Genomic DNA, 22,428 nt, shown 5'->3' with positions numbered 1-22,428 from the left:
TCCCAATGCAGGTGATCGGATCGACCATCACGCCGCGCGCTCACACGGGGCGCTCGCTTATCCAGCGCGTGGCCATTATCCTCGCAGTTGTGGTGCAGATCGGCGCAGGCTTCCTGCCGCGCATCGGCATCGGCGAGTTCATCGGTGACCGATCGGACGCGGTCCGAACCCTCATCACACCTTCGGGCTGGGCCTTTGCCATCTGGGGGCCGCTGTTCCTGCTCTCGATTGCCTTTGCGCTGTGGCAGGCGCTTCCGGCGCAGCGCACCAACGCCTTGCTCGCTCGCATCGGCTGGCCCGCCGCGATTGCGCTGGCGGCGCAAGGCGTGTGGTCGACCTATACCCAGTTGGCCAATCTCACCGCGATTTCGGTGGTGATCATTCTGGTGTCGCTGGCCGGACTTTTGATCGTGTTGCGGGCGCTGGTCGCTGCGCCTTCGCTGTCGCTGGGTGAGCGCCTGTTTGCCGCGCCCGCGATCAGCGCGCTGGCGGCATGGCTGACGGCGGCGAGCATTGTGAACATTTCGGCAAGCCTCAAGTATCACGGGCTGGCCGGAGCAGAGCCTGCACCTGTGGTAACGGCGGTGATGATCGCGATCGGTTCAGCCATCGCGGCCGTTTCTGTGGCCCGCGTGCGCGGCGCGCCGCTTTACGGTCTGGTGTCCACATGGGCGCTGGTGGCGATCAATGCTGCGGGTGGTCAGCGATTCCCCATCGTCGGCTGGGCCGCGCTGGGCGGCATCGTGCTGGTGCTGGCAGTGACGGTGTGGCAGCTGTCACGGCCGGATAACCGGCACCACTGGTTTGGCGGTCAGGGGCGCCCGACACTGACATAGGTGAAGCCAGCGGCGGCCATGTCGTCCGGATTGTAAATGTTGCGCAGGTCTATCAGAACCGGCGCCTTGGCGAGGTCTTTGACGCGGGCGAAGTCGAGCGCGCGGAACGCGTCCCACTCGGTCACGATTACCACTACGTCCGCGCCTTCGATTGCGGCATAGGGGCTATCGCACATGGTCACGCCGGGCAGCAGCGGGCGGGCCTGCTCCATGCCTTCGGGATCATAGGCGGCGACCGCAACCCCGGCGTCCATCAGCGTCTGCGCCACAGCGATTGCGGGGCTGTCGCGCATATCATCGGTGTTGGGCTTGAACGTCAGACCCAGCAGCGCCGCCTTCTTGCCGCGGGCATCGTCAAACCCGCCCAGCGCGTCGACGACCTTGCGGCCCATCGCGCGCTTGCGGCTGTCATTGACCTTGACCACGGCCTCCACGATCCGGACCGGGCTGTCGTAATCCTCGGCGGTCTTGAGCAGCGCCAGCGTGTCCTTGGGAAAGCACGATCCGCCATAGCCGGGGCCTGCGTGCAAGAACTTCGATCCGATGCGGCCATCCATCCCGATCCCGCGGCTGACATCCTGCACATCGGCGCCCACCTTCTCGCACAGATCGGCCATTTCGTTGATGAAGGTGATCTTGGTCGCCAAAAAGGCGTTGGCGGCATATTTGATCAGCTCGCTGGTGCGGCGCGACACGAACAAGATCGGCGATTCATTGAGAAACAGCGGGCGATAGACCTCGCGCATCACCTCGCGGCCAAATTCATCCTCGGCGCCGATGACGATGCGGTCAGGGCGCTTGAAGTCGCCGATGGCGGCGCCTTCGCGCAGGAATTCGGGGTTGGAGACCACGGCGAACCGCTGCGCGGCGCCGGTCTCGCGGATAATCCGCTCAACCTCGTCACCCGTGCCGACAGGAACTGTCGACTTGGTGACGATCACGGCGTCATTGCTGAGTTTTTCGCCGACTTCGCGGGCGACGTCGTAAACAAAGCTAAGATCGGCATGGCCATCGCCCCGGCGGCTGGGGGTGCCGACTGCGATGAAAATCGCTGCTGCGCCCGCGATCCCTTCGCCCAGATCGGTGGTGAAGCTGAGGCGCCCAGATTTAACATTGCTGTCCACCAGCGCATCCAGACCGGGCTCGTAAATCGGCATGATTCCGGCATGGAGCCGATCAATCTTGCTTTGATCCTTGTCGATGCAAACCACGTCATGTCCGAAATCGGCGAAGCAGGCCCCCGAAACGAGCCCGACATAGCCCGAACCGACCATCGCAATTTTCATGAACCCAAGCCCTTACGCGAAATTGGAAAGCCGCCCACGCCGCGATCCCGCGCGGCTAACGAGACCGATCGCCGTGGACAACCTCAACCGGGCCGCCATTGGCCGACCGGGTTTGAAGGACCCGTCTTTGGTCGCCCTCCAGCACCAGCGCTGTAAGCACACCCGAACGAAAAGCGCCAGTGTCAATCCCAATGCGGTTGCCGCAATCCATGACCTGTTCAAAGATGGTGTGGCCATGCACGACCACTTTTTCGAGCGGGCCTTCATGATTCAAAAAACGCTCCCGAATCCAGAGCAGATCGCTGCGCTTTTGGTCGGCCAGCGGGCGGGACGGATCGATCCCGGCGTGAACGAACACATAATCGCCCGCGCTGATCATCGTTTCGAACCCGGCAATGTAATCGCGCGTCGCCTGTGGCACGATCTGCGGCAGGCGTTCAAAAATGTCCTCAAGATCAAGTGTGGCAAGCTGCCTTTTGGACAGGCCATAGCTGAGCACGGTCTGGGTGCCGCCGTGCTTCAAGAAGTGACGAAGGGCCTCGGGCTTGGCGAAAGCGGCGAGGAACATTTCCTCGTGATTGCCCGCCAGCACTCTGACATTGCCAGTTTGCTGCCAGGCACGGGTCCGCTCCACCACGCCGGCGCTGTCGGGGCCCCGATCAACCAGATCGCCGAGGACGATGACGTGATGATCGCGATCAGGCGAAGCAGCGATCTCAGCTTGAATGGCCCCGATCATCGCTTCGTAAAGATCCAGCCGCCCATGGATGTCGCCGATGGCATAATAGCACGTGCCGTTCGGCACCGCCGGCAGTTTGGGCGGCGGCGGGGGAGCAAAAAAGTCGCGCAATCTCTGAAACATAGCAGATGAATGATCCGGTGGAGCGACCCTGAGGAAAGGGATTATGACAGCCACACGACCGTGTCACCGCACATTAGGAGCGGGCGCTTACGCCTCCCAACGTGGCTGCGCAATAAAGCCTCCATGCTGAACGGCAGATGGTGCAAAATTATCGCTCAATCGCTGCGAGGCGCGGTTAATTGAGGGTGAAGCTGACCGTAGTGACCACGCGGACCTTTTTGTAAGGGCTGTCTGCCATGCCCCAACCACCTGTCTCTCCGTCGCGCGCTTCGATCTCGAAATAGCCCTGCGTTGCGTCCTTGATCTTGCCGACGCCCGAGTTTGAATCCTGGGCAAATTGCTGGGCGGAAGCGCGCGCATCCTTGGTTGCTTCGGCCACCATCTGCGGCTTGATGTCGTTAAGCTTGGTGAAGGTGTAGGCCATCCCTGATCCTTCTTCCAGAAACACCCCGCGCCCGACCAGATCGAATTGCTGAGCCACCGCCTTTTGTGCACGAGCGATGTCTTCTGTCCGCAGGGCAAGGCGCTGTCGCACCGTGAAGGTGGTGATACCCTCGTTGGTGAAGCTGGTGACGTTCGCGCCGGTCGGCTGGAGCGCATCGGCAGGGAAGCCCAGTTCCTTGAAGAACGCCTCGATCGCTTGCGTATCGCGCCGGACCTTGTCCTGCGCTTCGGCAAGGCTGCCTGAACTGGCGGAATAGGAGATGGTCCAGGTGGCAAGGTCTGCGGTGACATTGCGTTCCGCCAAACCGCGCACGGTGACGGCGCGTTCGGCATCCTTGGCGCGCAGCAACCCGTCACCCAGCAAGTATCCGCCTGCGATCATGCCAACCGCAAGGATTGCCGCGGTGCCGAACCAGCGCAGGGTTGCAGGCTGCGCGAAAACGCGCGTGTTTCCAGTCTCTGGTTGCATATCATTGTCACGCATAGCATGGTCCCCCGATCAGAATTGATGCGGTGAATAGTGCATTATCGTCGATGAACCGTTTTTGAATGGAACTGCCCATGGTGAAATATCTCCACGCGATGATCCGCGTCAGCGATCCCGAAGCGACGGTCGCCTTCTTCAAATTGATCGGGCTGGAAGAGGTCCGTCGGTTTGAGGTGGCGGCGGGGCGCTTTACCCTGATCTTCCTTGCGGCGCCGGGGCAGGCGGGGCTGGCCGAGGTCGAGCTGACCTATAATTGGCCCGCCGAGGATGGCACACCGTCCGAGGTCTATGAATGCGGGCGCAATTTTGGACACCTCGCCTACCGTGTGGAGAACATCTACGAAACGTGCCAGCGGCTCGCCGACGCCGATCACATCATTCACCGCCCGCCGTGCGATGGCCACATGGCATTCGTGAAGTCGCCCGATGGTATCTCAATTGAACTGCTCCAGGATGGCCAGCTGGAACCGGCCGAACCGTGGGTGAGCATGGATAATATCGGGACCTGGTAAGCAATCGGTTCTGACCTGCGGGGTAACTGAAACCTCATGTAAACCAACAAAATAATCAGGCTGGTTGCATGGCTGGCCTGGTCAAGGTAACTTACTGTCTTCCTTGGGGGAGGGGGTCGCCTTGTCCATACCTGAACTTGGCCTGTGGCAGTGGCTGACCCTGCTACAGCATGAATTGCTGCTGTTCGCGGGCGTGTTTTTCCTGATCGGTTCGCTTGATGATCTTGCGGTCGATGGGTTGTGGGTCTGGCTGCGGCTGACCGGCCGGGGTGTAACTGAACAGCACAATCGCGCCGCGCTGCAGAACCGCTCGCTCAACGGCCCAATGGCCGTGCTGATCCCGGCCTGGCAGGAAGCCGCCGTGATCGGCCAGACCATCCGCCATTTGCTTGATACCTGGCCGCAGCCGGACTTGCGTCTTTACGTCGGATGCTACCGCAATGATCCCGCCACGCTCGGCGCGGTGATTGCGGCTGCACGGGATGATCGGCGGCTGCGGCTGGTCATTCTCGATCGTGCTGGTCCCACCACCAAGGCCGATTGTCTCAACCGGCTCTACGCTGCGCTCGTGCTCGATGAGGAACGCAGCGGGCAGCGTTACACCGCGGCGGTGTTCCATGATGCCGAAGACATGGTCGATCCGGGCGCGCTTGGGTTGTTAGACGCTTGCATCGCAGATGGTGCGGATTTCGTGCAATTGCCGGTCGAGCCGCTGGTGCCGCATCATCGCATTTGGATGGCGCGGCATATCGCCAGCCATTATTGCGAGGAATTCGCCGAGGCGCATGGCAAGGCGCTGGTGGTGCGCGATGCCTTGACGGTTGGCGTGCCGGGCGCAGGCGTCGGCTGCGCGGTTTCGCGCCGCGCGCTGGACCGGCTGGTGGCGCGTCAGGGCGCTGAGACCGGCACCGGCACTGGAGGGGACCTGCCGTTCGCCAGCGATTCGCTAACCGAGGATTACGAACTGGGCCTCGCCATTGCTGCCGCGGGCGGCCGCTGCCGCTTTGTCCGCGCAAGGGGCGATGATGGGCGCTTGATTGCTACACGCGCTTTTTTTCCGCATCGCTTCGATACGGTGATCCGTCAGAAAAGCCGCTGGGTGCTTGGCATTGCCTTGCAAGGGTGGGACCGGGTGGGCTGGGCCGGCGGGGCGGGCGAGATGTGGATGCGTGCGCGCGACCGCCGTGGGCCGCTGACGGCGCTGGTGCTGCTGGCAGGCTACGCGCTGGTGGTGCTGACAGGGGTGCTGGGCGTGTTGGTGGCGACCGGATTGGCTGAGCCTGCACCGCTCAGCCCGCTCCTCAAGACGGTGCTGGTCGCCAATGCGGGCGCGTTTATGTGGCGGATTGCGATGCGCTTTGCCTTCACCATGCGCGAATATGGGGCGCGCGAAGGGCTGTGGGCGGTGGCCCGCCTGCCGCTCGCCAATGTCATCGCGATTATCGCTGGTCGGCGGGCGGTCTTCGCTTACGTCCGGACATTGCGCGGCCGGGTGGCGGTGTGGGACAAGACCGAGCATGATGCACATCCTGCGCAGCCCGGTCTGATCCGTGCGGGCCTGATATGACGATGTCGCCCGCCAGCACCGGCTTCCGGGGCGGCCCGCTGGTGATGCTTGTGCTGTTGCTCGGAGGATGGAGCGCGGCGCGGGCTGTGTGGTGGGAAAACCCTTTCATCCCGCAGGCCGAGGCGCATGATCGGGCTGTGGTGACTGCCGCCTCGCCGCGACGTGTGGCTCGGTTCGAGATGGTCGCGCCCGTCGTACCGGAACCAGCCAGCACAGGCACGTTGCCGATGGGCTTCGCGGCGCTCGGCTGGAATCAGGATTATCCCCGCCGGAGTGAGCGCGATCAGGCTCGGTCGGCCTTTCAGGATAGGCAGCAAGACTCTCGAGGGCTTGTGTCGGCTACCCGCGAGCCTTTGGCAGACGCAGCACAGCCTGGTACCAAGACCGCCGCAACAGCTGTGCCCGCCCAAGCACCATTTTTACCAACGCCCATGGCAGCGCAGGCGTCGGGTAGCACACGGCGCTGGTCGGTGGACGCTTGGGCGTTCTGGCGACAAGGCTCGGACGCGGCGCCGGTTTCGCAGGGGCGCGTGCCGATCTATGGCGCCAGTCAGGCGGGCGCGGTGCTGCAATATCGCCTCGCGCCCGCTTCGCCGCGTGACCCCCGGCTCTACACCCGCGCCTATCGCGCATTGGTGCGCGGCGGAGAGAGCGAGCTGGCGCTGGGCGGATCACTGCGCCCGCTCCCCCGCCTCCCGCTGCGCGTGGCGGGCGAGGCGCGTTACACCGATGGCGCGTTTGGTAACACCGTCCGCCCCGCGGCCTATATGGTCAGCGAGCTTGCGCCGCTACGGCTGCCTTATGGCGCGCGGTTCGAAGCCTATGGGCAGGCGGGCTGGGTCGGCGGGCCGGACCCGACCGCCTTCGCCGACGGGCAAGCAAGCGTGACGCGCGAATGGGATCGGATCGCGCGCTTGACCGACAATGCCCTGCGCCTCAGCCTGGGCGCAGCGGCGTGGGGCGGAGCGCAAAAGGATGCGCAGCGGATCGACATCGGCCCGACCTTGCGGCTCGACATGAGAATAGGCCAGGTGCCTGCGCGCCTCTCGGTCGATTGGCGTGCGCGAGTGGGCGGGGATGCCAGCCCCGATTCCGGCGTGGCGGCGACGATCTCGACCGGGTTCTGACTCCGGGAGCCAGCGCAAGCGACGGCAGCGCATGAGAAAATATCCCGGCCTGCGTGGCTTTCATCGCCTTGCGCGCTGGTCTAGTCCTCCTTGCATGGACGTGTATCTGCCCATCGCGAATCTCTCGGTCAACGGCCTCGTCATTGTGCTGCTGGGTGCGGTGACAGGTGTGCTGTCCGGCCTGTTCGGCGTGGGCGGCGGGTTTTTGACGACGCCGCTGCTGATTTTCTACGGCATCCCGCCCACGGTTGCGGCCGCTTCGGCGGCGACGCAGGTGACCGGCGCCAGCGTTTCAGGCGTGCTGGCTCATTCGCGCCGCAAGGGTGTGGATTATCGCATGGGCGCCGTAATGGTGGGGGGCGGCATTATCGGTGCCCTGTTCGGGGCGGTGCTTTTCCGGGTGCTGCAATCGCTTGGCCAGATCGATGTCGTGATCTCGGTTCTCTATGTGCTGATGCTCGGCTCGATCGGATTGCTGATGCTGCGCGAGGCCGTAAGTTCGCTGCGCCCCGGCCTGCTGGGCAAGGCGGGCGTTCGGGCGAAAAAGCGCCGCCACCATCCGCTGGTGGCCAGCCTGCCTTATCGGTGGCGGTTCTATGCCTCGGGCCTCTACATCTCGCCGCTCGCCCCGGCGATCCTGGGGATGCTGGTGGGCATCCTGACCATGCTGATGGGCGTGGGCGGCGGGTTTCTGCTGGTGCCGGCCATGCTGTATATCCTGGGGATGAGTGGCAATGTGGTGGTGGGCACATCGCTGTTCCAGATCCTGTTCGTGACGATGGTGACCACCATGACCCACGCCTTGACGACCAAGGCGGTGGATCTGGTGCTGGCGGCGCTGCTGTTGCTGGGATCGGTACTGGGCGCGCAGTTCGGCACCCAGATCGCGCTGAAGGCCAAGCCGGAATATCTGCGCCTCGCGCTGGCCACGCTGGTGCTGCTGATCGCGCTGCGGATGCTGTACGGGCTTGGCGTGCAGCCTGATGAAATCTACACCGTGGTCCCCCTGTGAGCGTGACCTCATGACCGTCGCGGGGCGACTGCTTCTGCTGCTGGTCGCATGGACTGCACTGTCTGCGCAGCGCGAGCCGGTGCTGGTGCCCGCCGTCAGCCAGTCGCGGATCGAAGTGCGGCAGGGTTTTACCGGCGCGCGGCTGCTGCTGTATGGGGCCGTGATCGACCCGGCAGGCGCCGGGCGGGCCGGGGAGTATGACATCGTCGTGGTGCTCAAGGGCCCGACCGAACCGGTCCGCATCCGCGAAAAAGAGCGTCTTGTCGGGATGTGGATGAACGCCGGATCGAGTGATTTCCGCTCGGCTCCGGCGTTTTTTGCAGTCGCCTCCTCACGCCCCATCAGCGAGATCGTCGATGAACGCACCGCCGCAATCTACGAGCTGGGCACGGACTTCATCCAGCTATCGCCTTCTGGCCAGATTGAGCCAGAAGAACAGACACGGTTTGCGCAAGGCCTGGTCGATTTGCGGCGGCGGCAGGGGCTGTTTCAGGAAGACCCCCGCGGGGTCAGCATTTCGGAAAAGGTGTTGTATCAGGTGCGGATTGATCTGCCCTCCAACGTCACCACCGGCGCCTATACCGCTGAAACCTTTGCCATCGCGCAAGGCCGGGTGCTGACCAGCGCGACGGCGAAGATCGAAGTGGTCAAGGCCGGCCTTGAAGGACGTGTGGTCACTGCGGCGCAGCGCTGGTCCTTCCTGTACGGACTTGGTGCGATTGCGCTGTCGTTGGCAATGGGCTGGCTCGCTGGACGGATATTCGCCCGCGCCTGAGCTTGCGGATTGCCTTGGCTTGCGGCGCATGTTGACCCGATCTTAACTCCGACCGCCTTATTTCCCGCGAAGCGCCAGGAGGCGAGCTAGGGGAAAATGCGCAGATGACCGATTTCGGCAGGCAGGATTTCGAGCGCTTTACCGGTCCCAATCCGGCGGGCGCGGAAGAAGTGGCTTCGGCCCATGCCAGTGGTCAGGATAATGCGCGCCTACCGATCGGCGTCGTGCTGGAAATTTCGGGTTCCGGTTCTCAGATCGCGCTCGATCTGCAGCGCATCAATGATTGCATGAAGGACGCCGATCCTTCGGTTGCGCTGGCCGGACAGGTCGGCAGCCAGGTCAAGATCCGCGTCGGCGATGCCTGGCTGCTCGCGAACGTGCGCGACCAGCGCAAAGACCGTCGCACCGAAAATGGCATTATCGCGAATATCGACTTCCTGGGTGAAGGCGGTGAGGAAAAGCTGACCGGCCGAATCCACGGCTTCAAGCGCGGGGTCACCCGCTATCCTGTTCCCGGCGCGATGCTTTATCCCGCCACCACCCGCGATCTGGAACAGATCTACGCCAGTGATGGGCGCGCCAGCATCACCATTGGCAAGGTGTTCCCGACCAAGGATATCCGCGCCGGGCTGTATATCGACGCGATGCTGGGCAAGCACTTTGCGCTGCTCGGCTCGACCGGGACCGGCAAATCGACCAGTGCGGCGCTGATCCTGCACCGCATTTGCGAAGCCGCGCCCAAGGGTCACATTGTGATGATCGATCCACACGGCGAATATTCAGCCGCGTTTCGCACCACCGGCCAGATCCTCGACGTGTCGAACCTGCAGATGCCCTACTGGCTGATGAACTTCGAAGAGCATTGCGAAGTGCTGTTGTCGAGCGGCGGCAACGAACGCCAGGTCGATGCCGACATTCTGGCCAAGTGCCTGCTCGCCGCCCGCTCCCGCAATCGGCTGGCGCAGACGATGGGCAAGATCACGGTGGATTCGCCAATCCCCTATCTGCTGTCCGATTTCAGCAATATCTTGCAAGACGAAATGGGACGCCTTGACAAGGCGACGTCGACCGCACCGTTCATGCGGATCAAGGGCAAGTTGGACGAGCTGAAAGCCGATCCGCGTTACCAGTTCATGTTCTCCGGCATGTTGGTGGGCGACACGATGGTGGAGTTCATCAGCAAGATTTTCCGGATGCCTGGCGGTGGCAAGCCGATCTCGATCATCGACGTTTCGGGCGTGCCGTCGGACATCACCTCGACCGTGGTGGCGGTGCTGAGCCGGCTAGTATTCGATTTTGCAATCTGGGGCCGCGAGGAAAAGACCCGCCCCGTGCTGCTGGTGTGCGAGGAGGCGCACCGCTACGTCCCCAATGAAAAAAACGCCGATGGATCGTCGGTCGGCAAGATCCTCAGCCGGATCGCCAAGGAAGGGCGCAAATATGGCATCAGTCTGGGCCTCATCACCCAGCGTCCCTCCGACCTGGCTGAAGGCGTGCTGTCGCAGTGCGGCACGATCATTTCGATGCGTCTCAACAATGATCGCGACCAGGCGTTCGTGCGCGCTGCCATGCCCGAAGGCGCACGCGGGTTTCTCGATTCAATCCCGGCGCTGCGCAACCGCGAATGCATCATCTGCGGCGAAGGTGTGGCGATCCCGATCCGCGTTACCTTCGACAATCTTGAAGAACACAAGCGTCCGGCCTCCGAAGACCCAAGCTTTGCCGAATTGTGGAGCACCGATGGCGGCGAGGAAGAGCTGGTCGAGCGCGTGGTGATGCGCTGGCGATCGCAGGGTTGAAGAGGCGAAGCTAACCATCCCGCCCGCGACCTCTCGCGCAGGCGGGAGGGGGTATCAGCGCCAAACGTTCCTCCTCCCGCTTGCGGGAGAGGTCGCGGGCGGGATTTAGGTGCCGCGTGTATCGCCATAGAGGTGGATATGCAGGCGGTCGCTCATGCGGAACCCGTGTTCGAGACATAGCGGCGCCAGCCAGGCTTGCCGTTCGCGCTGGACGGCGGTGCTGGTGCCTTCGGCCATCAGGAACACCTGACCTGGCCTGAACCGGTACCGGCGTTGCAGTTCCAGCACCTCTGCCACGTCGTCCGGGCTGGCGATCACGAACTTCAGAAACGCGCGCGGGTCCGCCGCCCATGCGTCGAGCCGTTCCGGCAACAGCGCCAGATCGGCCGGATTGCCGCTATGCGCCAGCTTGGGGCTGACATTGTACTGATCGACTCGCACATCCAGCCGCACCGGCGGAGCGACCGTGCCATTGGTTTCGATCTCGACGCTGATATCGGGCAGAAAGCCGAGCATCTCGGCCAAAGCGCCCGCCTGCAACAGCGGTTCGCCCCCCGTGATGACGAGGCGCTTCTGGCTCAGAGCGGCGATCTGCGCCGCCGTGTCCGCCGGCGAAAGCGTGACCTGATTGGCGCGGCGGTCGAAGGCGATGCCATCGCGGTGGGGCCGGTTGTCGCCTTCGAAGCGCCAAGTGTAGGCCGTGTCACACCACGTGCAGGCCAGATTGCAGCGGCTCAGCCGCATGAAAGCGACCGGCAACCCCATGCTCGGCCCTTCGCCCTGCAACGAGGCGAAGATTTCCGGCCCGCCGGTGTCGTCCGTAGCAAGAACGAGGTTCATCGCCGCAGCTCCCGCTGTGCACCGGTCTCAGCGCGGCAGAATACCCCGTCGAGGCGATTAGTCGTTCTCAGGGGCGAGAGCCTTGTCGTAATCAGGGTGGCCTGGGGCGACACACTCGCCCTGCACCGTCGCACTGGAGAACAGTGGGTTGTCCGATCTGCGCACTTCGCCCGGCAGGAACCGCATCCCTTCACCCGTTGCAGCACACTGCTTGACCAGGTCAGCGCGGCCCTTGTTGGCAAGTGCGGTCGAGCAGCCGCTGATGGCAAGAGCGGCGAACATCAAGACAATGGCGGACATCTTCTGTTTCATCGGGGGTACTCTTTGTCGTGATGGGTGAATGATCCCAAGGATTTCGTGCGCTTAGGGGCAAGCTTCTATCGAAACAAGCATTGACGCAGAGTTAGCCTAGCCGCGCCAGCGCCGCTGTCAGCCGCGTGACCTCGCCTTGATGGTGGGCGAGATCGGTGCGGGCTTTTTCGACCGCTTGAGCAGCTGCCTTCTCGGCGAAGGCGGGGTTGCCTAACCTGCCTTCGAGCGATTTGGCTTCCTTGGTGCTGGCCACCAGCGCCTTTTCCAACCGCGTCTTTTCGCCCGCGATATCGATGATGCCTTCGAGCGGGATGATGAACACGTCACTGCCTGCCGTCACCTGCATCGCGGGGCCTGCGGGGGCTTCCCCGACGGTGACAGGCGTAAGCCGTGCGAGACGTTCAATCGCGGCGCTGCTGCGCTCGATGGTGCGGGTCGCCACGTCGGACGGTGCGGCCAGATAGGCCGCCAGCTTGGCTCCGGGCGGAATGCCAAGTTCGTTCTTGGCGCTGCGGGTGCTGGTGGTCAGGTCGATCACCCAGTCGATCGCGTCGGTCGCGTCTGTGCTGATTTCCGCTTCGGGCGCGGGCCATTGGGCGAGAATCAGTTCGTAGGGCCGCTCACCCAGCTTGTGCCACAGCTCTTCAGTGATGAAGGGCATGAAGGGGTGCAGCATGACAAGGATCTGATCGAGCGCCCAGCCGGCAACGGCGCGGGTTTCCACCGCCGGTGGGCTATCCGCGTCGCCTGCAAACACCGGCTTGATGAGTTCGAGATACCAGTCGCAAAACTTGCTCCAGGTGAACTGATAGATCGCATTGGCCGCCGCGTCGAAGCGCAGATCGGCCATGGCGCGCTCGATCTCGTTGACGCAAGCCGCGACTTCGCCGATGATCCACTGATTGGCGGCAAGGCGGGCTTGCGGTGCCTTCACGGTGGCTGAGGCACCGATGCCGTTCGACTGGCAGAAGCGCGCCGCGTTCCACAGCTTGGTGGCGAAGTTGCGGTATCCTTCGACCCGCTTTTCATCCATCTTGATGTCGCGGCCCTGGCTTTCCATCGCCGCCATGAAAAACCGCAGCGCGTCCGCGCCATATTGGTCGATCAGGCCGAGCGGATCGACGACGTTGCCTTTGGACTTCGACATCTTCGCGCCGTCGGATGCGCGCACGAGGCCATGGAGATAAAGTGTGTCCCAGGGCTTTTGGCCCATGAGGTGATAGCCCATCATCATCATGCGGGCGTCCCAGAAGAACAGGATGTCGAAGCCCGAGATGAGCAGGCTGTTGGGGAAGTGCTTGGCGACTAGGGGCGCGCCGTCTTCGGGCCAGCCGAGCGTGGCGAAGGGCCACAGCGCGGAGGAGAACCACGTGTCGAGCACGTCCTGATCCTGCGTCAGCGCAACGCCGTCCCCGGCAAGCGCCTGCGCCTCGTCCGCCGTGGCGGCGACGAAACAGCGGCCATCGTCGGCAAACCACGCCGGGATGCGATGCCCCCACCACAATTGGCGGCTGACGCACCACGGCTGGATGTTCTCCATCCAGTTGAAGAAGGTCTTTTCCCACGTCTTGGGCACAATGCCGATTTCGCCGGACTTCACCGCCTCGATCGGCTTCTTGGCGAGTTCCGCCGCATTCACATACCACTGATCGGTCAACCACGGTTCAATCACCACGCCGCCGCGGTCGCCGAAGGGGGTCTGGATCACGCGTGGTTCGGCGTCGTGTTCGGTGCGCTCGCCATCCTTTTCCGTGACGTGAGGCACCAGAAAGCCATCGGCCTTCATCCGTTCGACGACTGCCTTGCGCGCGTCGAACCGGTCGAGGCCCACGAACTCAGCCGGAATCAACCCGTCTGCCACCTGCGCGACCGCGGCATCACCATCGAGCATGTTGAGCATATCGCCCGCCGCAATCCCGGCGCGGCGGCCCACTTCGAAATCGTTAAAATCATGCCCCGGCGTAATCTTGACGCAGCCGGATCCCAGCGCCGGATCGGCGTGTTCATCGGCAATAATCGGGATGCGGCGCCCGGTGATCGGCAGTAGGATATGCTTGCCCACCACGCTGGCATAGCGATCGTCCGCCGGGTTCACGGCCACGGCCATGTCCGCCAGCAGGGTTTCGGGCCGCGTGGTGGCGACAATCAGGTGATCCGCGCCATCGGCCGTGCGCACGCCATCGGCCAGCGGATAACGGAACCGCCAGAAATGGCCTTTGATCTCGCGGGTCTCGACCTCAAGATCGCTGATTGCGGTCTTGAGCTTGGGGTCCCAGTTCACCAGCCGCTTGTCACGGTAGATCAGTCCGTCATTGTAGAGATCCACGAAGGTCTTGATCACCGCCTTGGTGAAGTGCGGATCCATGGTGAACTGCTCGCGACTCCAGTCCATCGAACAGCCCAGCCGGCGCAGCTGGTTGGTAATGGTGCCGCCGGATTCGGCCTTCCATTCCCATACCTTTGCGATGAAATCCTCGCGGGTGTAGTTGGTACGCTTGTCCTGCTTCGCCTCGAGCTGGCGTTCAACCACCATCTGGGTCGCAATCCCGGCGTGGTCGGTGCCGACCACCCACAGCGCATCCTTGCCGCGTAGCCGTTCATAACGGACCACCACGTCCTGCAGCGTGTTGTCGAGCGCATGGCCGATGTGCAGCGATCCGGTGACGTTCGGCGGCGGGTTGACGATGGTGAAGGCCTCAGCGTCGGGGCGCGAAGGCCGGAAGCAGTCGTTCGTTTCCCAATGGCGATACCAGCGCGCCTCGATTGCGGCGGGGTCGAAGGTGGTGGCCAAAGGAGGGTTTGTGGTGTCCGGCATAATGGTTCGCGCCATGCCAGCACCTATGTTGCGATGCAATGATAGACCGGCAAACGGAGGGGTGCGGGACGGCGCGCGCTTCACCGCGAGAGCCTTGCTTGAGGCTGAAATTCCCCCCATAGCCGGCGCAGATGCAGACGGCGGCGCAATATACCCTTGAGAATGTGGGCGAGGATGCAGGCACTGCGCGACTGGCGTTGTCGGGGCAACTGACGCTGGCGCATATCGGTCCGCTGGAACACGATCTGAAGCAGATTGCCGGCCCGATTGGCGTGATTGATCTGAGCGAGGTCGAGGAGATCGACACCGTCGGCGCTTATGTGGTGTGCCGCATCGCGCATGAGCATAGCAGCGACATCACCGGCGCCAGCCCGGCGGCCGAACGGTTGCTTACTGCCGTGCGCGGACTGGACCAGGGCGGCGATATTCGCGCGCCCCGTCCGCCGGTTTGGGAACGCGTGCCGGCAGCGGTGGGTGAGAGGATCTTTGGCGCGCGAAGCGGCATCATCGGTGTGGTCGGCTTTTTCGGCCAGATTCTGATTGGCGGGGCAAGCCTGCTGCGCCATCCCCGGCGCTTTCCGATGAAGGCGCTGGTGCACCAGATGGAGCTGGTCGGCGTATCGGCCTTGCCGATTATTGGCTTAATGAGCTTTCTTATCGGTGTCGTGATCGCTCAGCAAGGCTCAGTGCAGTTGGAGCAGTTCGGCGCCGAATCGCTGACCGTGAACCTGGTCGGGCGCATCACCTTGCGCGAATTGGGCGTGCTGATGACCGCGATCATGGTGGCGGGCCGCTCGGGCAGCGCTTTTGCCGCGCAGATCGGCACGATGAAACTGACCGAGGAAATCGACGCGATGCGCACCATCGGCATTTCGCCGATCGAGGTGCTGGTGATCCCGCGTATTCTGGCGGCGACCTTCATGATGCTGCTGCTAGGCTTCTACGCCTCGGTCTTGGCGATCATCGGCGGCGCGGTCGTAGGCGATTTGACGTTGGGTATCCCCTTCATCACCTTCCTACTGCGCATTCAGGAAGTCGTGCCGAACTATGACCTGTGGGTGGGCTTGATCAAGGCACCCGTTTTCGGACTGATCGTGGCGCTCGCGGGCTGTTATCACGGGATGCAGGTAAAGGGGAATTCCGAGGAAATCGGGCGCCGCACCACGATGGCGGTGGTATCAGCGATCTTCGCGGTGATCGTGATTGACGCGTTTTTTGCGGTGTTCTTCACCAAAATCGGGTGGGGTTAGGCTGACTGATGCGGATGAACGAACATCCCGACCACGCCGGTCCGGCGATCGAGGTTCAAGGACTGGTCAACAGCTTTGGCGATTTCGCCGTGCACGACGGGCTGGATTTGACCGTCAAGCGCGGCGAGATCTTGGGCGTGGTGGGGGGCTCTGGCACCGGCAAATCGGTGCTGATGCGCTCGATCATCGGCCTGCAGATGCCGCAGGAAGGCCGGATCGAGGTGCTGGGCGCGGATCTCAGCGATCAGGATCCCAGCGGTGAAACCGGCGTGCGCAGCCGCTGGGGCGTGCTGTTTCAGGGCGGCGCGCTGTTTTCCACGCTGACCGTGGGCGAAAATGTCGAAGTGCCGATCAAGCAGTTCTATCCGGACCTTGATCCTGCGCTGCGCGCCGAGATTGCGCGGTACAAGGTGATCCTGTCCGGCTTGCCAGAAAGTGCGGTGGCGAAATACCCGTCCGAGCTGTCGGGCGGCATGAAGAAGCGCGCAGGCCTGGCCCGCGCGCTGGCTCTTGATCCGGAATTGCTGTTCCTCGACGAGCCGACTGCAGGCCTCGATCCGATCGGTGCGGCCAAGTTTGACCGGCTGACCCGTGAACTGAAGGAAACATTGGGTCTAACCGTGTTTCTCATAACCCATGATCTCGATACGCTTTACGAAATCTGCGACCGGGTGGCGGTGATTGCAGAGAAAAAGATCATCGCCGTAGGCACCATTCCCGAACTGATCGCCACCGGCCATCCGTGGATCGAGGAATATTTCGGCGGCCCGCGTGGCCGCAGCGCCCATGATGCGCATCTGCGGGGCGAGACATGATCGGGGTCAGGGACAAGAGAATGTTGGACATCTGCGCCCGGCGGGCGGCATAGGGAACGCGCATGGAAACCAGAGCCAATCATTTGTGGGTCGGTGCGGTGACGCTGGTGCTGCTGGCGGCACTGGCCGCGTTCATTGTCTGGATCGCCCGGCTGGGCGAGGGCAAGCAGGATGAATTTGACATCTTCTACGGCCAGTCGGTCTCCGGCCTCGCCAAGGGCAGTCAGGTGAGCTTTGCCGGGGTGCCGGTGGGTCAGGTGACCGAAATCGCACTCGCCAAGGACAACCCCGAATTTGTGCGCGTGCGGATCAAGGTGGGCGAGGATGTGCCGATTTTGGTGGGCACTCAGGCGACCATCCAGGCCAGCTTCACCGGCGTGTCGACCATCCTTCTGGACGGCGCCCGCAAGGACAATCCGGCGATTACGTGCGAGACCACCGCCTGCCCCGAAGGCCGCCCGGTAATCCCGCCGGGACGAGGCGGATTTGGCGAAATCGTTGCGAATGCTCCGCTGCTGCTGGAACGGCTCGCGACGCTGACGGAACAGCTCAACACCATCCTTGGCCCGGATAACCAGCAGGAACTGGCCGGGATCTTTCGCAATACCAACCGCCTGACGGGCGGATTGGCGGATGCCGCGCCTGAACTGACCGCCAATCTCAAGGAGTTCCGCGCCACTATGCAGGAATTCAACCAGACGCTGGATGCCGCCGAGAAGCTGGTCTTGACCACGGATTCGCTGCTCAATGATGAAGGCAAGCCTTTGACACGTGATCTGCGGGCGACGCTGAAATCGGCGAACACCGCGCTAGCCTCGCTGTCTGCGACGCTTGAAGACACCCGCCCGGCCGTGCGACAGTTGCGTACCAGCACTCTGCCCAATGCCGAAGTGACCCTGCAGGATCTGCGCGCCACCAGCCGCGCCTTGCGCGCGATCACTGAAAAGCTCGAAAGCGAAGGCGCGGGCGCGTTGGTAGGCGGACAGTCGCTGCCTGATTACAAGCCGAAATGAGGATGACCGTTTCCATGACCTTCCTGACCCGGCCGATCCTGCTTGCTCCGCTATTGTTTGCGCTAACTGGTTGCATCAGCCTGGGTGGCGATCCGCCGGAAAGCCTGCTGACGCTCAGCCCAGTGTCTGCCGCGCCGGCTGGACCCGGTGTCGCCCCTGGCGAAGCGCGGCCCGTGATTGCGGTCCTGTATTTCGATACGCCGGCCAAACTTGACGTGCTGCGTGTGCCGGTCGCGGTGAGCGATACAGAGCTGGCCTACTTGCAAGAGGCGTTCTGGGTGGAAAAGCCCGCGCGCCTCTTCCGGCGGCTGGTGGGCGAAACGATCCGTGCGCGTGGCGCGGCGCTTGTGGTTGATGGTGATGATACCGCCACATTGGCGACCGTGACGTTACGCGGCACGCTGATCGACATGGGTTACGATGCGCAAAGCTCGGCCGCCGTGGTGCGGTTTGATGCGGTGCGGATCGGTGAGGATGGCACCGTTACCACGCGCCGGTTCGAAGCCCGCGAAACCGGCGTAGCGGTAGAGACCCGCGCGGTGGGCGCTGCGCTGAACGCGGCGGCCAACACCGTGGCGGCGGATATCGCCACTTGGGTCGCGGCGGGCTAGGCAGCCTTGGACATCAGCGCAAACGCGCAGGCGCGCAGGAAATCGGCTTCACGCCGGGCGCGGCGTTCCTCGGCCTCCCAGTCCCGGCCCCATAGGTCGGCCTGCCATTCCTCTTCCAGACACACCGCCTGCCACAGCGCACGCCGATCGTCCTGCGTAACGGCATCGAGCGCCGCCAGCGCGGTGACAAGCGAGGCGGCGAGCGTTGTCATGGTCTCCACGGCGGCCAGCACAAACGGATCGAGCGTCAACAGCCGTGCCTGCAGCACCGCCAGGGCAGCATCGGGCTGCGGGCGGTGGAGGACGCCGCTGACCCGCACCAGCGTGATCCCGTGCGCCGCCTCGAAAGCGGTCAGCAGCGGCTCCCATATCTTTTGCTGACGCGTATATAAGGGCTCGTCGGGATCGGCGCGGTAACACAACGTGTCGGTTTCTGCGTAGGCGATGAGGCTGCGCGCGGTCGCCGCAGGATCGGGCGCGACCACGTCGATTGCATAATCGGTCATGTCGCGAAAGGGCAGGCTGGCGGGGTCGATCTTGTCGCCCTGCCGCCGCCATTCCGCTGCCAGCGCCTCGCCCAGCGCCTCGGTAGGGGCGATCTGGGCAGCGCCTCCCACGGTCTTCACGCCGCGCCCGTCCAGCAGCACCTGCCACCCGCCCGGTTGTTCGCCGAGCGTGACATCTTTGTAGAACCGGCGAATCATTTATGCGCCCTGTCTCCGGCGTTCCAACGGCGCACGATAAAGCGCGGGAGGAAAAAGACTTCCAGAAAGCCCGCGACCACGATGATTGCTCCGACCGCGTAGGGGAGGTTGATTACCCCGCGGACGATCGCAAAGCCCAGCATGACCATCGCGACACCGCCAAAGCGCACCACGTTGATGAGGATGAAGCCATTGCGCGCCCGCGCTTCGGCCCGCGCCTCAGCGACATCGCGTTCGGACCGGCTCATGGCAGCACCTCTTCCAGCGTAGATCGCAGCGCGGCAGCGGTGTCGACCACGCGGGACGCACCGCTGGCGAGCAGTTCGTTGGTGCCGTGATAGCCCCAGCCAACGCCGATCGCGGCGACGCCGATGCTGCGCGCCATCAGCATATCGAAGCTGGTATCGCCAATCATCACTGCTTGCCCTGGCAGCGCGCCGGCTTCAGACAGGGCGGCCTCCAGCATCGCGGGGTGCGGCTTTGACGGGTGGCGGTCTGCGGTCTGGAGCGAGACGAACAGATCGGCGATGCCGTGGGTGGCGAGGCAGGCGGCGAGCCCGCGGTCGGATTTGCCGGTCGCCACCGCAAGGCTCCAGCCCGCGGTGTGCAGATCGCGAAGCATGGCGGCGATGCCATCATACAGGGGTTCGTCAAGCAGGCCTTCTTCACGCCGCGCGCGGAAGCTGGAGCGATAATACTCGGTCACGGCGCGGTTTTGATCGTCGCTGAGTTCGGGCGCGAGGCTGCGCACCGCGGCGGGTAGGCTCAGGCCGACGATACGCCGCACCGCCGCCACGCTGGGCGCAGACAGGCCGGCGCGGTTGAAGGCGCGCTCCATGGCCCAGCAGACATCCGCCTGCCCATCGACCAGCGTGCCGTCGCAATCAAAGACTGCCAGCCTCATGCCGCCACGCCCCGGACCAGATCGCCAAGCGCGTCGGTTCCTGCGTCGGTCAGCCCATCGGCAATCCGGGCGCGGGTTTCGGGCGATTTGTTCTGCGACAGCTTGATGGTCGGCCGCCGCGCTGTGACGGTCATTTCAAATCCAACGATCCCTCGAAAAAGCCCCGTCCACATCGCTTTGGATGCTTCTTCGGCCTGCCACGGATCGCCGCCCAGACGCGTTTCATGCTTGTTGATCGCGGCGTGGAGGAAGGCTTCCAGCCCCGCATCATCCATGCGCCGTACAACGCCTTCCAGCTCCAGCGCGACGTAATTCCATGTCGGCACGGTATTGCGATCATCATACCAGCGCGGCGAGACGTAGGCGTCCGGGCCATTGACCACGATCAGCACAGGCGCGCCTTCAAGGTGACGGGTGAGGGCATTGCTGCGCGCAAGGTGAAATTGCACGGTTCCGTCTCGCCCCATCAGTAGCGGCGTGTGTGCCACGCGCGGGCCAGCGGGGGTGGGGGCAAAGACCATGCCGAAGCCGATCCGATCCACTAGCGCCGCGTCGGAGGCCAGATCATCACTGTGGTAAAGCGGATCCGGGTGCATCAGCGCGCTGGTTTCCGGCCCGGCCCCTTGGGGGCAGGCTTGCTCTTGGCGATCACAGGCCGCCCGGAAGGTTTGCCAACAGGCTTAACGCCCTTGCCCTTCGGCTTTGGCTTGGCCGAGGCATCGCCGCGGGCACGGCGGGTCAAGCGGACTTCCTTGCGCGCCTGCTTGAAATGACGGCGGGCGGCCTGCTTCTTTTCCTCGCCGGTTTTCTCGGGCGTTTCTTCGCGCAGCGGCTCGGCATCGGACAGGCCCTGATCGAAGCCCAGCACCTCCATGCTCATGGCAAAGTGCGGCGGCAGTTCGGCGGTAACGTCCAGCTTGTTCGACGATTCCTTGCCTGCGCCTTCGCCCGATTTGGGCTCGGAGATAATCAGGCGGCGTGCGTGCAGATGCATCTTGCGGCTGACCGCGCCGGTCAGGAAGCTGTCCGGCCCACCATATTTGCCATCGCCCACGATCGGGTGGCCGATGGCCGCCATGTGGACGCGCAACTGGTGGGTACGCCCGGTGAGCGGCTCAAGCTCCACCCATGAGGCGCGCTGGCCCGCATGGTCGACCACGCGGTAGCGTGTCTTGGCCGCCGCGCCGTTTTCTTCGTCGATGTGCATTTTCTCGCCGCCGGTGCCCGGCTGCTTGGCTAGCGGCGCGTCAATCACGCCTTCGTTCAGTTGCGGCACGCCGACCACCAGCGCCCAATAGACTTTCCGCGCAGAACGGCTGGCGAACCGCTTGGAGAAGCTTGCCGCCGCGCCCGGCGTGCGTGCGATCAGCAGCACGCCCGAGGTGTCCTTGTCGAGCCGGTGGACCAGCCGCGGGCGCGGGGTCTTCTCGGTTTCCACAAAGGCATCGAGCAGCCCGTCAACATGCTTGGTTGTCTTGCTTCCGCCCTGCGTGGCAAGGCCGGGGGGCTTGTTCAACACGATCGCTGAGCGGGTCTCGTGGATCACCATGGCCTTGGCCTCTGCGATCTGATCGGGACTGAGGGTGCGGGTGCGCGGCGCGGCTTTCTTCGCGGTAGGAGCGTCCTCGCCGCCAGGCGGCACGCGCAGCACCTGGCCCTGTTCGAGCCGGTCTTCCGGCTTGGCGCGCTTGCCATCGACGCGGATCTGGCCGGTGCGCGCCCAGCGGGACACTGTGGCAAAGCCGATCAGCGGCAGGTTGCGTTTGAACCAGCGGTCAAGCCGGATGCCGTCGTCATCTTCACTGACAGTGAACTGGCGGACGTTTTCAGCCGGCGTATCAGTATGGGTATCGGTCATGGTGCACTCTGCGCGGCAACGAGGCCGAGGATGATCGCTGCCATGCCAGCCGCCAGTGACGCGGCGGCATAGCCAATGGCCAGCATCGCCTGTCCGCGGTGCAGCATGGTGACCAGTTCGGCGCTGAAGGCGCTGAAGGTAGTGAAGCCGCCCAGCAGACCGACCCCGATCAGTAAGCGGATGCTTTCGGCGCTCTGTTCCGCCGCAGTGCCACGGGCCAGCCAGCCGACCAGCGCGCCCATCAGCAGACTGCCAAAGATGTTGACGCCCAGCGTCCCCCAAGGAAAGGCGTTTTCGGGCCCGGCGAGGTGCGTGATGTAGCGGCCGGCGTGATAGCGCAGCACAGAGCCCACCGCGCCACCAAGGGCGACGTTGAGGCTTGCCATGAGAGGGGACATTTCATTGGCCATGGCCCGGCCATAGCGAGGGCGGGGCGCTCTGCCTAGCGCAGGCGCGCTGGCAATGTGCGAAGCTTTGCACGGACACGGCTTGCCATTTTGCGCCTGTTGGCCTAATGCAACACGGTTTGAAGGGCGGATCCCGATGGGAATCGCCTCCGTTCCATTGGAAATTCATCGCGTATCCCCGCGTGATTCGGG

General features: G+C 63.7%; 23 protein-coding genes. 11 read left to right on the top strand and 12 right to left on the bottom strand.

The window, feature by feature from the left end:
* Window positions 1-5 precede the first annotated feature (5 nt).
* Window positions 6-836, top strand: a complete 831-nt coding sequence (locus tag ACRANW_RS14400) for a hypothetical protein (RefSeq protein ID WP_479432439.1) — start codon at window positions 6-8, stop codon at window positions 834-836.
* Here the strand turns inward: ACRANW_RS14400 and ACRANW_RS14395 are convergent.
* The 3 genes from ACRANW_RS14395 to ACRANW_RS14385 form a co-directional block, all read right to left on the bottom strand.
* Window positions 812-2,122, bottom strand: a complete 1,311-nt coding sequence (locus ACRANW_RS14395) for a UDP-glucose dehydrogenase family protein (RefSeq protein WP_479432438.1) — start codon at window positions 2,120-2,122, stop codon at window positions 812-814. The genes ACRANW_RS14400 and ACRANW_RS14395 overlap by 25 nt on opposite strands.
* A 55-nt stretch (window positions 2,123-2,177) precedes the next feature.
* Entirely contained in the window at window positions 2,178-2,984 is an 807-nt protein-coding gene (locus ACRANW_RS14390; RefSeq protein WP_479432437.1) for a metallophosphoesterase family protein, read from the bottom strand.
* A 175-nt stretch (window positions 2,985-3,159) separates the two neighbouring features.
* A complete protein-coding gene (locus tag ACRANW_RS14385) occupies window positions 3,160-3,912 on the bottom strand; it encodes an SIMPL domain-containing protein (protein WP_479432436.1) in 753 nt (250 codons plus the stop codon).
* 77 nt (window positions 3,913-3,989) lie between these two features.
* Here ACRANW_RS14385 and ACRANW_RS14380 point away from each other — a divergent pair, with 77 nt between their 5' ends.
* The 6 genes from ACRANW_RS14380 to ACRANW_RS14355 all read left to right on the top strand — a co-directional run bounded on the left by ACRANW_RS14380 (window position 3,990) and on the right by ACRANW_RS14355 (window position 10,707).
* A complete protein-coding gene (locus ACRANW_RS14380; protein ID WP_479432435.1) occupies window positions 3,990-4,427 on the top strand; it encodes a VOC family protein in 438 nt (145 codons plus the stop codon).
* A 121-nt stretch (window positions 4,428-4,548) separates the two neighbouring features.
* Window positions 4,549-5,994, top strand: coding sequence for a glycosyl transferase family protein (locus ACRANW_RS14375; RefSeq protein ID WP_479432434.1), 1,446 nt, complete (start codon window positions 4,549-4,551; stop codon window positions 5,992-5,994).
* On the top strand, window positions 5,991-7,121 hold the full coding sequence (locus ACRANW_RS14370; protein WP_479432433.1) for a hypothetical protein: 1,131 nt from the start codon (window positions 5,991-5,993) through the stop codon (window positions 7,119-7,121). Before ACRANW_RS14375 ends, ACRANW_RS14370 begins: the two co-directional genes overlap by 4 nt.
* A 94-nt stretch (window positions 7,122-7,215) precedes the next feature.
* The gene (locus ACRANW_RS14365) at window positions 7,216-8,133 is read left to right on the top strand and encodes a sulfite exporter TauE/SafE family protein (RefSeq protein WP_479432432.1); all 918 of its coding nucleotides are present in this window, start codon (window positions 7,216-7,218) and stop codon (window positions 8,131-8,133) included.
* Between the two features lie 10 nt (window positions 8,134-8,143).
* Entirely contained in the window at window positions 8,144-8,908 is a 765-nt protein-coding gene (locus ACRANW_RS14360) for a TIGR02186 family protein (protein WP_479433962.1), read from the top strand.
* A 104-nt stretch (window positions 8,909-9,012) separates the two neighbouring features.
* Entirely contained in the window at window positions 9,013-10,707 is a 1,695-nt protein-coding gene (locus ACRANW_RS14355; RefSeq protein WP_479432431.1) for an ATP-binding protein, read from the top strand.
* 105 nt (window positions 10,708-10,812) lie between these two features.
* On the opposite strand, the gene ACRANW_RS14350 is transcribed toward ACRANW_RS14355, so the two are convergent.
* The 3 genes from ACRANW_RS14350 to ACRANW_RS14340 form a co-directional block, all read right to left on the bottom strand.
* Window positions 10,813-11,547 carry a 7-carboxy-7-deazaguanine synthase QueE gene (locus ACRANW_RS14350; protein WP_479432430.1) on the bottom strand — a complete coding sequence of 245 codons (735 nt, stop codon included), beginning with the start codon at window positions 11,545-11,547 and terminating at the stop codon, window positions 10,813-10,815.
* 57 nt (window positions 11,548-11,604) lie between these two features.
* Entirely contained in the window at window positions 11,605-11,859 is a 255-nt protein-coding gene (locus tag ACRANW_RS14345; RefSeq protein ID WP_479432429.1) for a hypothetical protein, read from the bottom strand.
* Between the two features lie 91 nt (window positions 11,860-11,950).
* Entirely contained in the window at window positions 11,951-14,689 is a 2,739-nt protein-coding gene (locus ACRANW_RS14340; protein WP_479432428.1) for a valine--tRNA ligase, read from the bottom strand.
* A gap of 116 nt (window positions 14,690-14,805) precedes the next feature.
* Here ACRANW_RS14340 and ACRANW_RS14335 point away from each other — a divergent pair, with 116 nt between their 5' ends.
* The 4 genes from ACRANW_RS14335 to ACRANW_RS14320 all read left to right on the top strand — a co-directional run bounded on the left by ACRANW_RS14335 (window position 14,806) and on the right by ACRANW_RS14320 (window position 18,363).
* Window positions 14,806-15,924, top strand: coding sequence for an ABC transporter permease (locus ACRANW_RS14335; protein WP_479432427.1), 1,119 nt, complete (start codon window positions 14,806-14,808; stop codon window positions 15,922-15,924).
* A gap of 14 nt (window positions 15,925-15,938) precedes the next feature.
* Entirely contained in the window at window positions 15,939-16,739 is an 801-nt protein-coding gene (locus ACRANW_RS14330; protein ID WP_479432426.1) for an ABC transporter ATP-binding protein, read from the top strand.
* A 62-nt stretch (window positions 16,740-16,801) separates the two neighbouring features.
* A complete protein-coding gene (locus ACRANW_RS14325; protein ID WP_479432425.1) occupies window positions 16,802-17,752 on the top strand; it encodes an MlaD family protein in 951 nt (316 codons plus the stop codon).
* Between the two features lie 14 nt (window positions 17,753-17,766).
* Window positions 17,767-18,363, top strand: a complete 597-nt coding sequence (locus tag ACRANW_RS14320; RefSeq protein ID WP_479432424.1) for an ABC-type transport auxiliary lipoprotein family protein — start codon at window positions 17,767-17,769, stop codon at window positions 18,361-18,363.
* Here the strand turns inward: ACRANW_RS14320 and ACRANW_RS14315 are convergent.
* From ACRANW_RS14315 to crcB, 6 genes are read right to left on the bottom strand one after another with little or no spacing between them, the layout of a single operon-like run.
* Window positions 18,360-19,064 (bottom strand): ATP12 family chaperone protein, encoded by a 705-nt coding sequence (locus ACRANW_RS14315; protein WP_479433961.1) that lies wholly within the window; start codon window positions 19,062-19,064, stop codon window positions 18,360-18,362. The two genes, ACRANW_RS14320 and ACRANW_RS14315, sit on opposite strands and share 4 nt — an antisense overlap.
* Window positions 19,064-19,315 (bottom strand): hypothetical protein, encoded by a 252-nt coding sequence (locus ACRANW_RS14310; protein WP_479432423.1) that lies wholly within the window; start codon window positions 19,313-19,315, stop codon window positions 19,064-19,066. The genes ACRANW_RS14315 and ACRANW_RS14310 overlap by 1 nt, the downstream gene beginning before the upstream one ends.
* Window positions 19,312-19,971, bottom strand: a complete 660-nt coding sequence (locus tag ACRANW_RS14305; RefSeq protein WP_479432422.1) for an HAD-IA family hydrolase — start codon at window positions 19,969-19,971, stop codon at window positions 19,312-19,314. The genes ACRANW_RS14310 and ACRANW_RS14305 overlap by 4 nt, the downstream gene beginning before the upstream one ends.
* Window positions 19,968-20,567, bottom strand: a complete 600-nt coding sequence (locus tag ACRANW_RS14300; protein WP_479432421.1) for an FMN-binding negative transcriptional regulator — start codon at window positions 20,565-20,567, stop codon at window positions 19,968-19,970. The genes ACRANW_RS14305 and ACRANW_RS14300 overlap by 4 nt, the downstream gene beginning before the upstream one ends.
* Entirely contained in the window at window positions 20,567-21,829 is a 1,263-nt protein-coding gene (locus ACRANW_RS14295; RefSeq protein WP_479432420.1) for an RluA family pseudouridine synthase, read from the bottom strand. The genes ACRANW_RS14300 and ACRANW_RS14295 overlap by 1 nt, the downstream gene beginning before the upstream one ends.
* Window positions 21,826-22,215, bottom strand: a complete 390-nt coding sequence (gene crcB, locus ACRANW_RS14290) for a fluoride efflux transporter CrcB (RefSeq protein WP_479432419.1) — start codon at window positions 22,213-22,215, stop codon at window positions 21,826-21,828. Before crcB ends, ACRANW_RS14295 begins: the two co-directional genes overlap by 4 nt.
* Window positions 22,216-22,428: the final 213 nt, after the last annotated feature.

It is taken from the genome of Erythrobacter sp. 'gip.4 top 5', from assembly GCF_056495765.1.
Note: the sequence above shows the minus strand (reverse complement) of the source record. Positions and strands in the feature narration are given on the sequence as shown.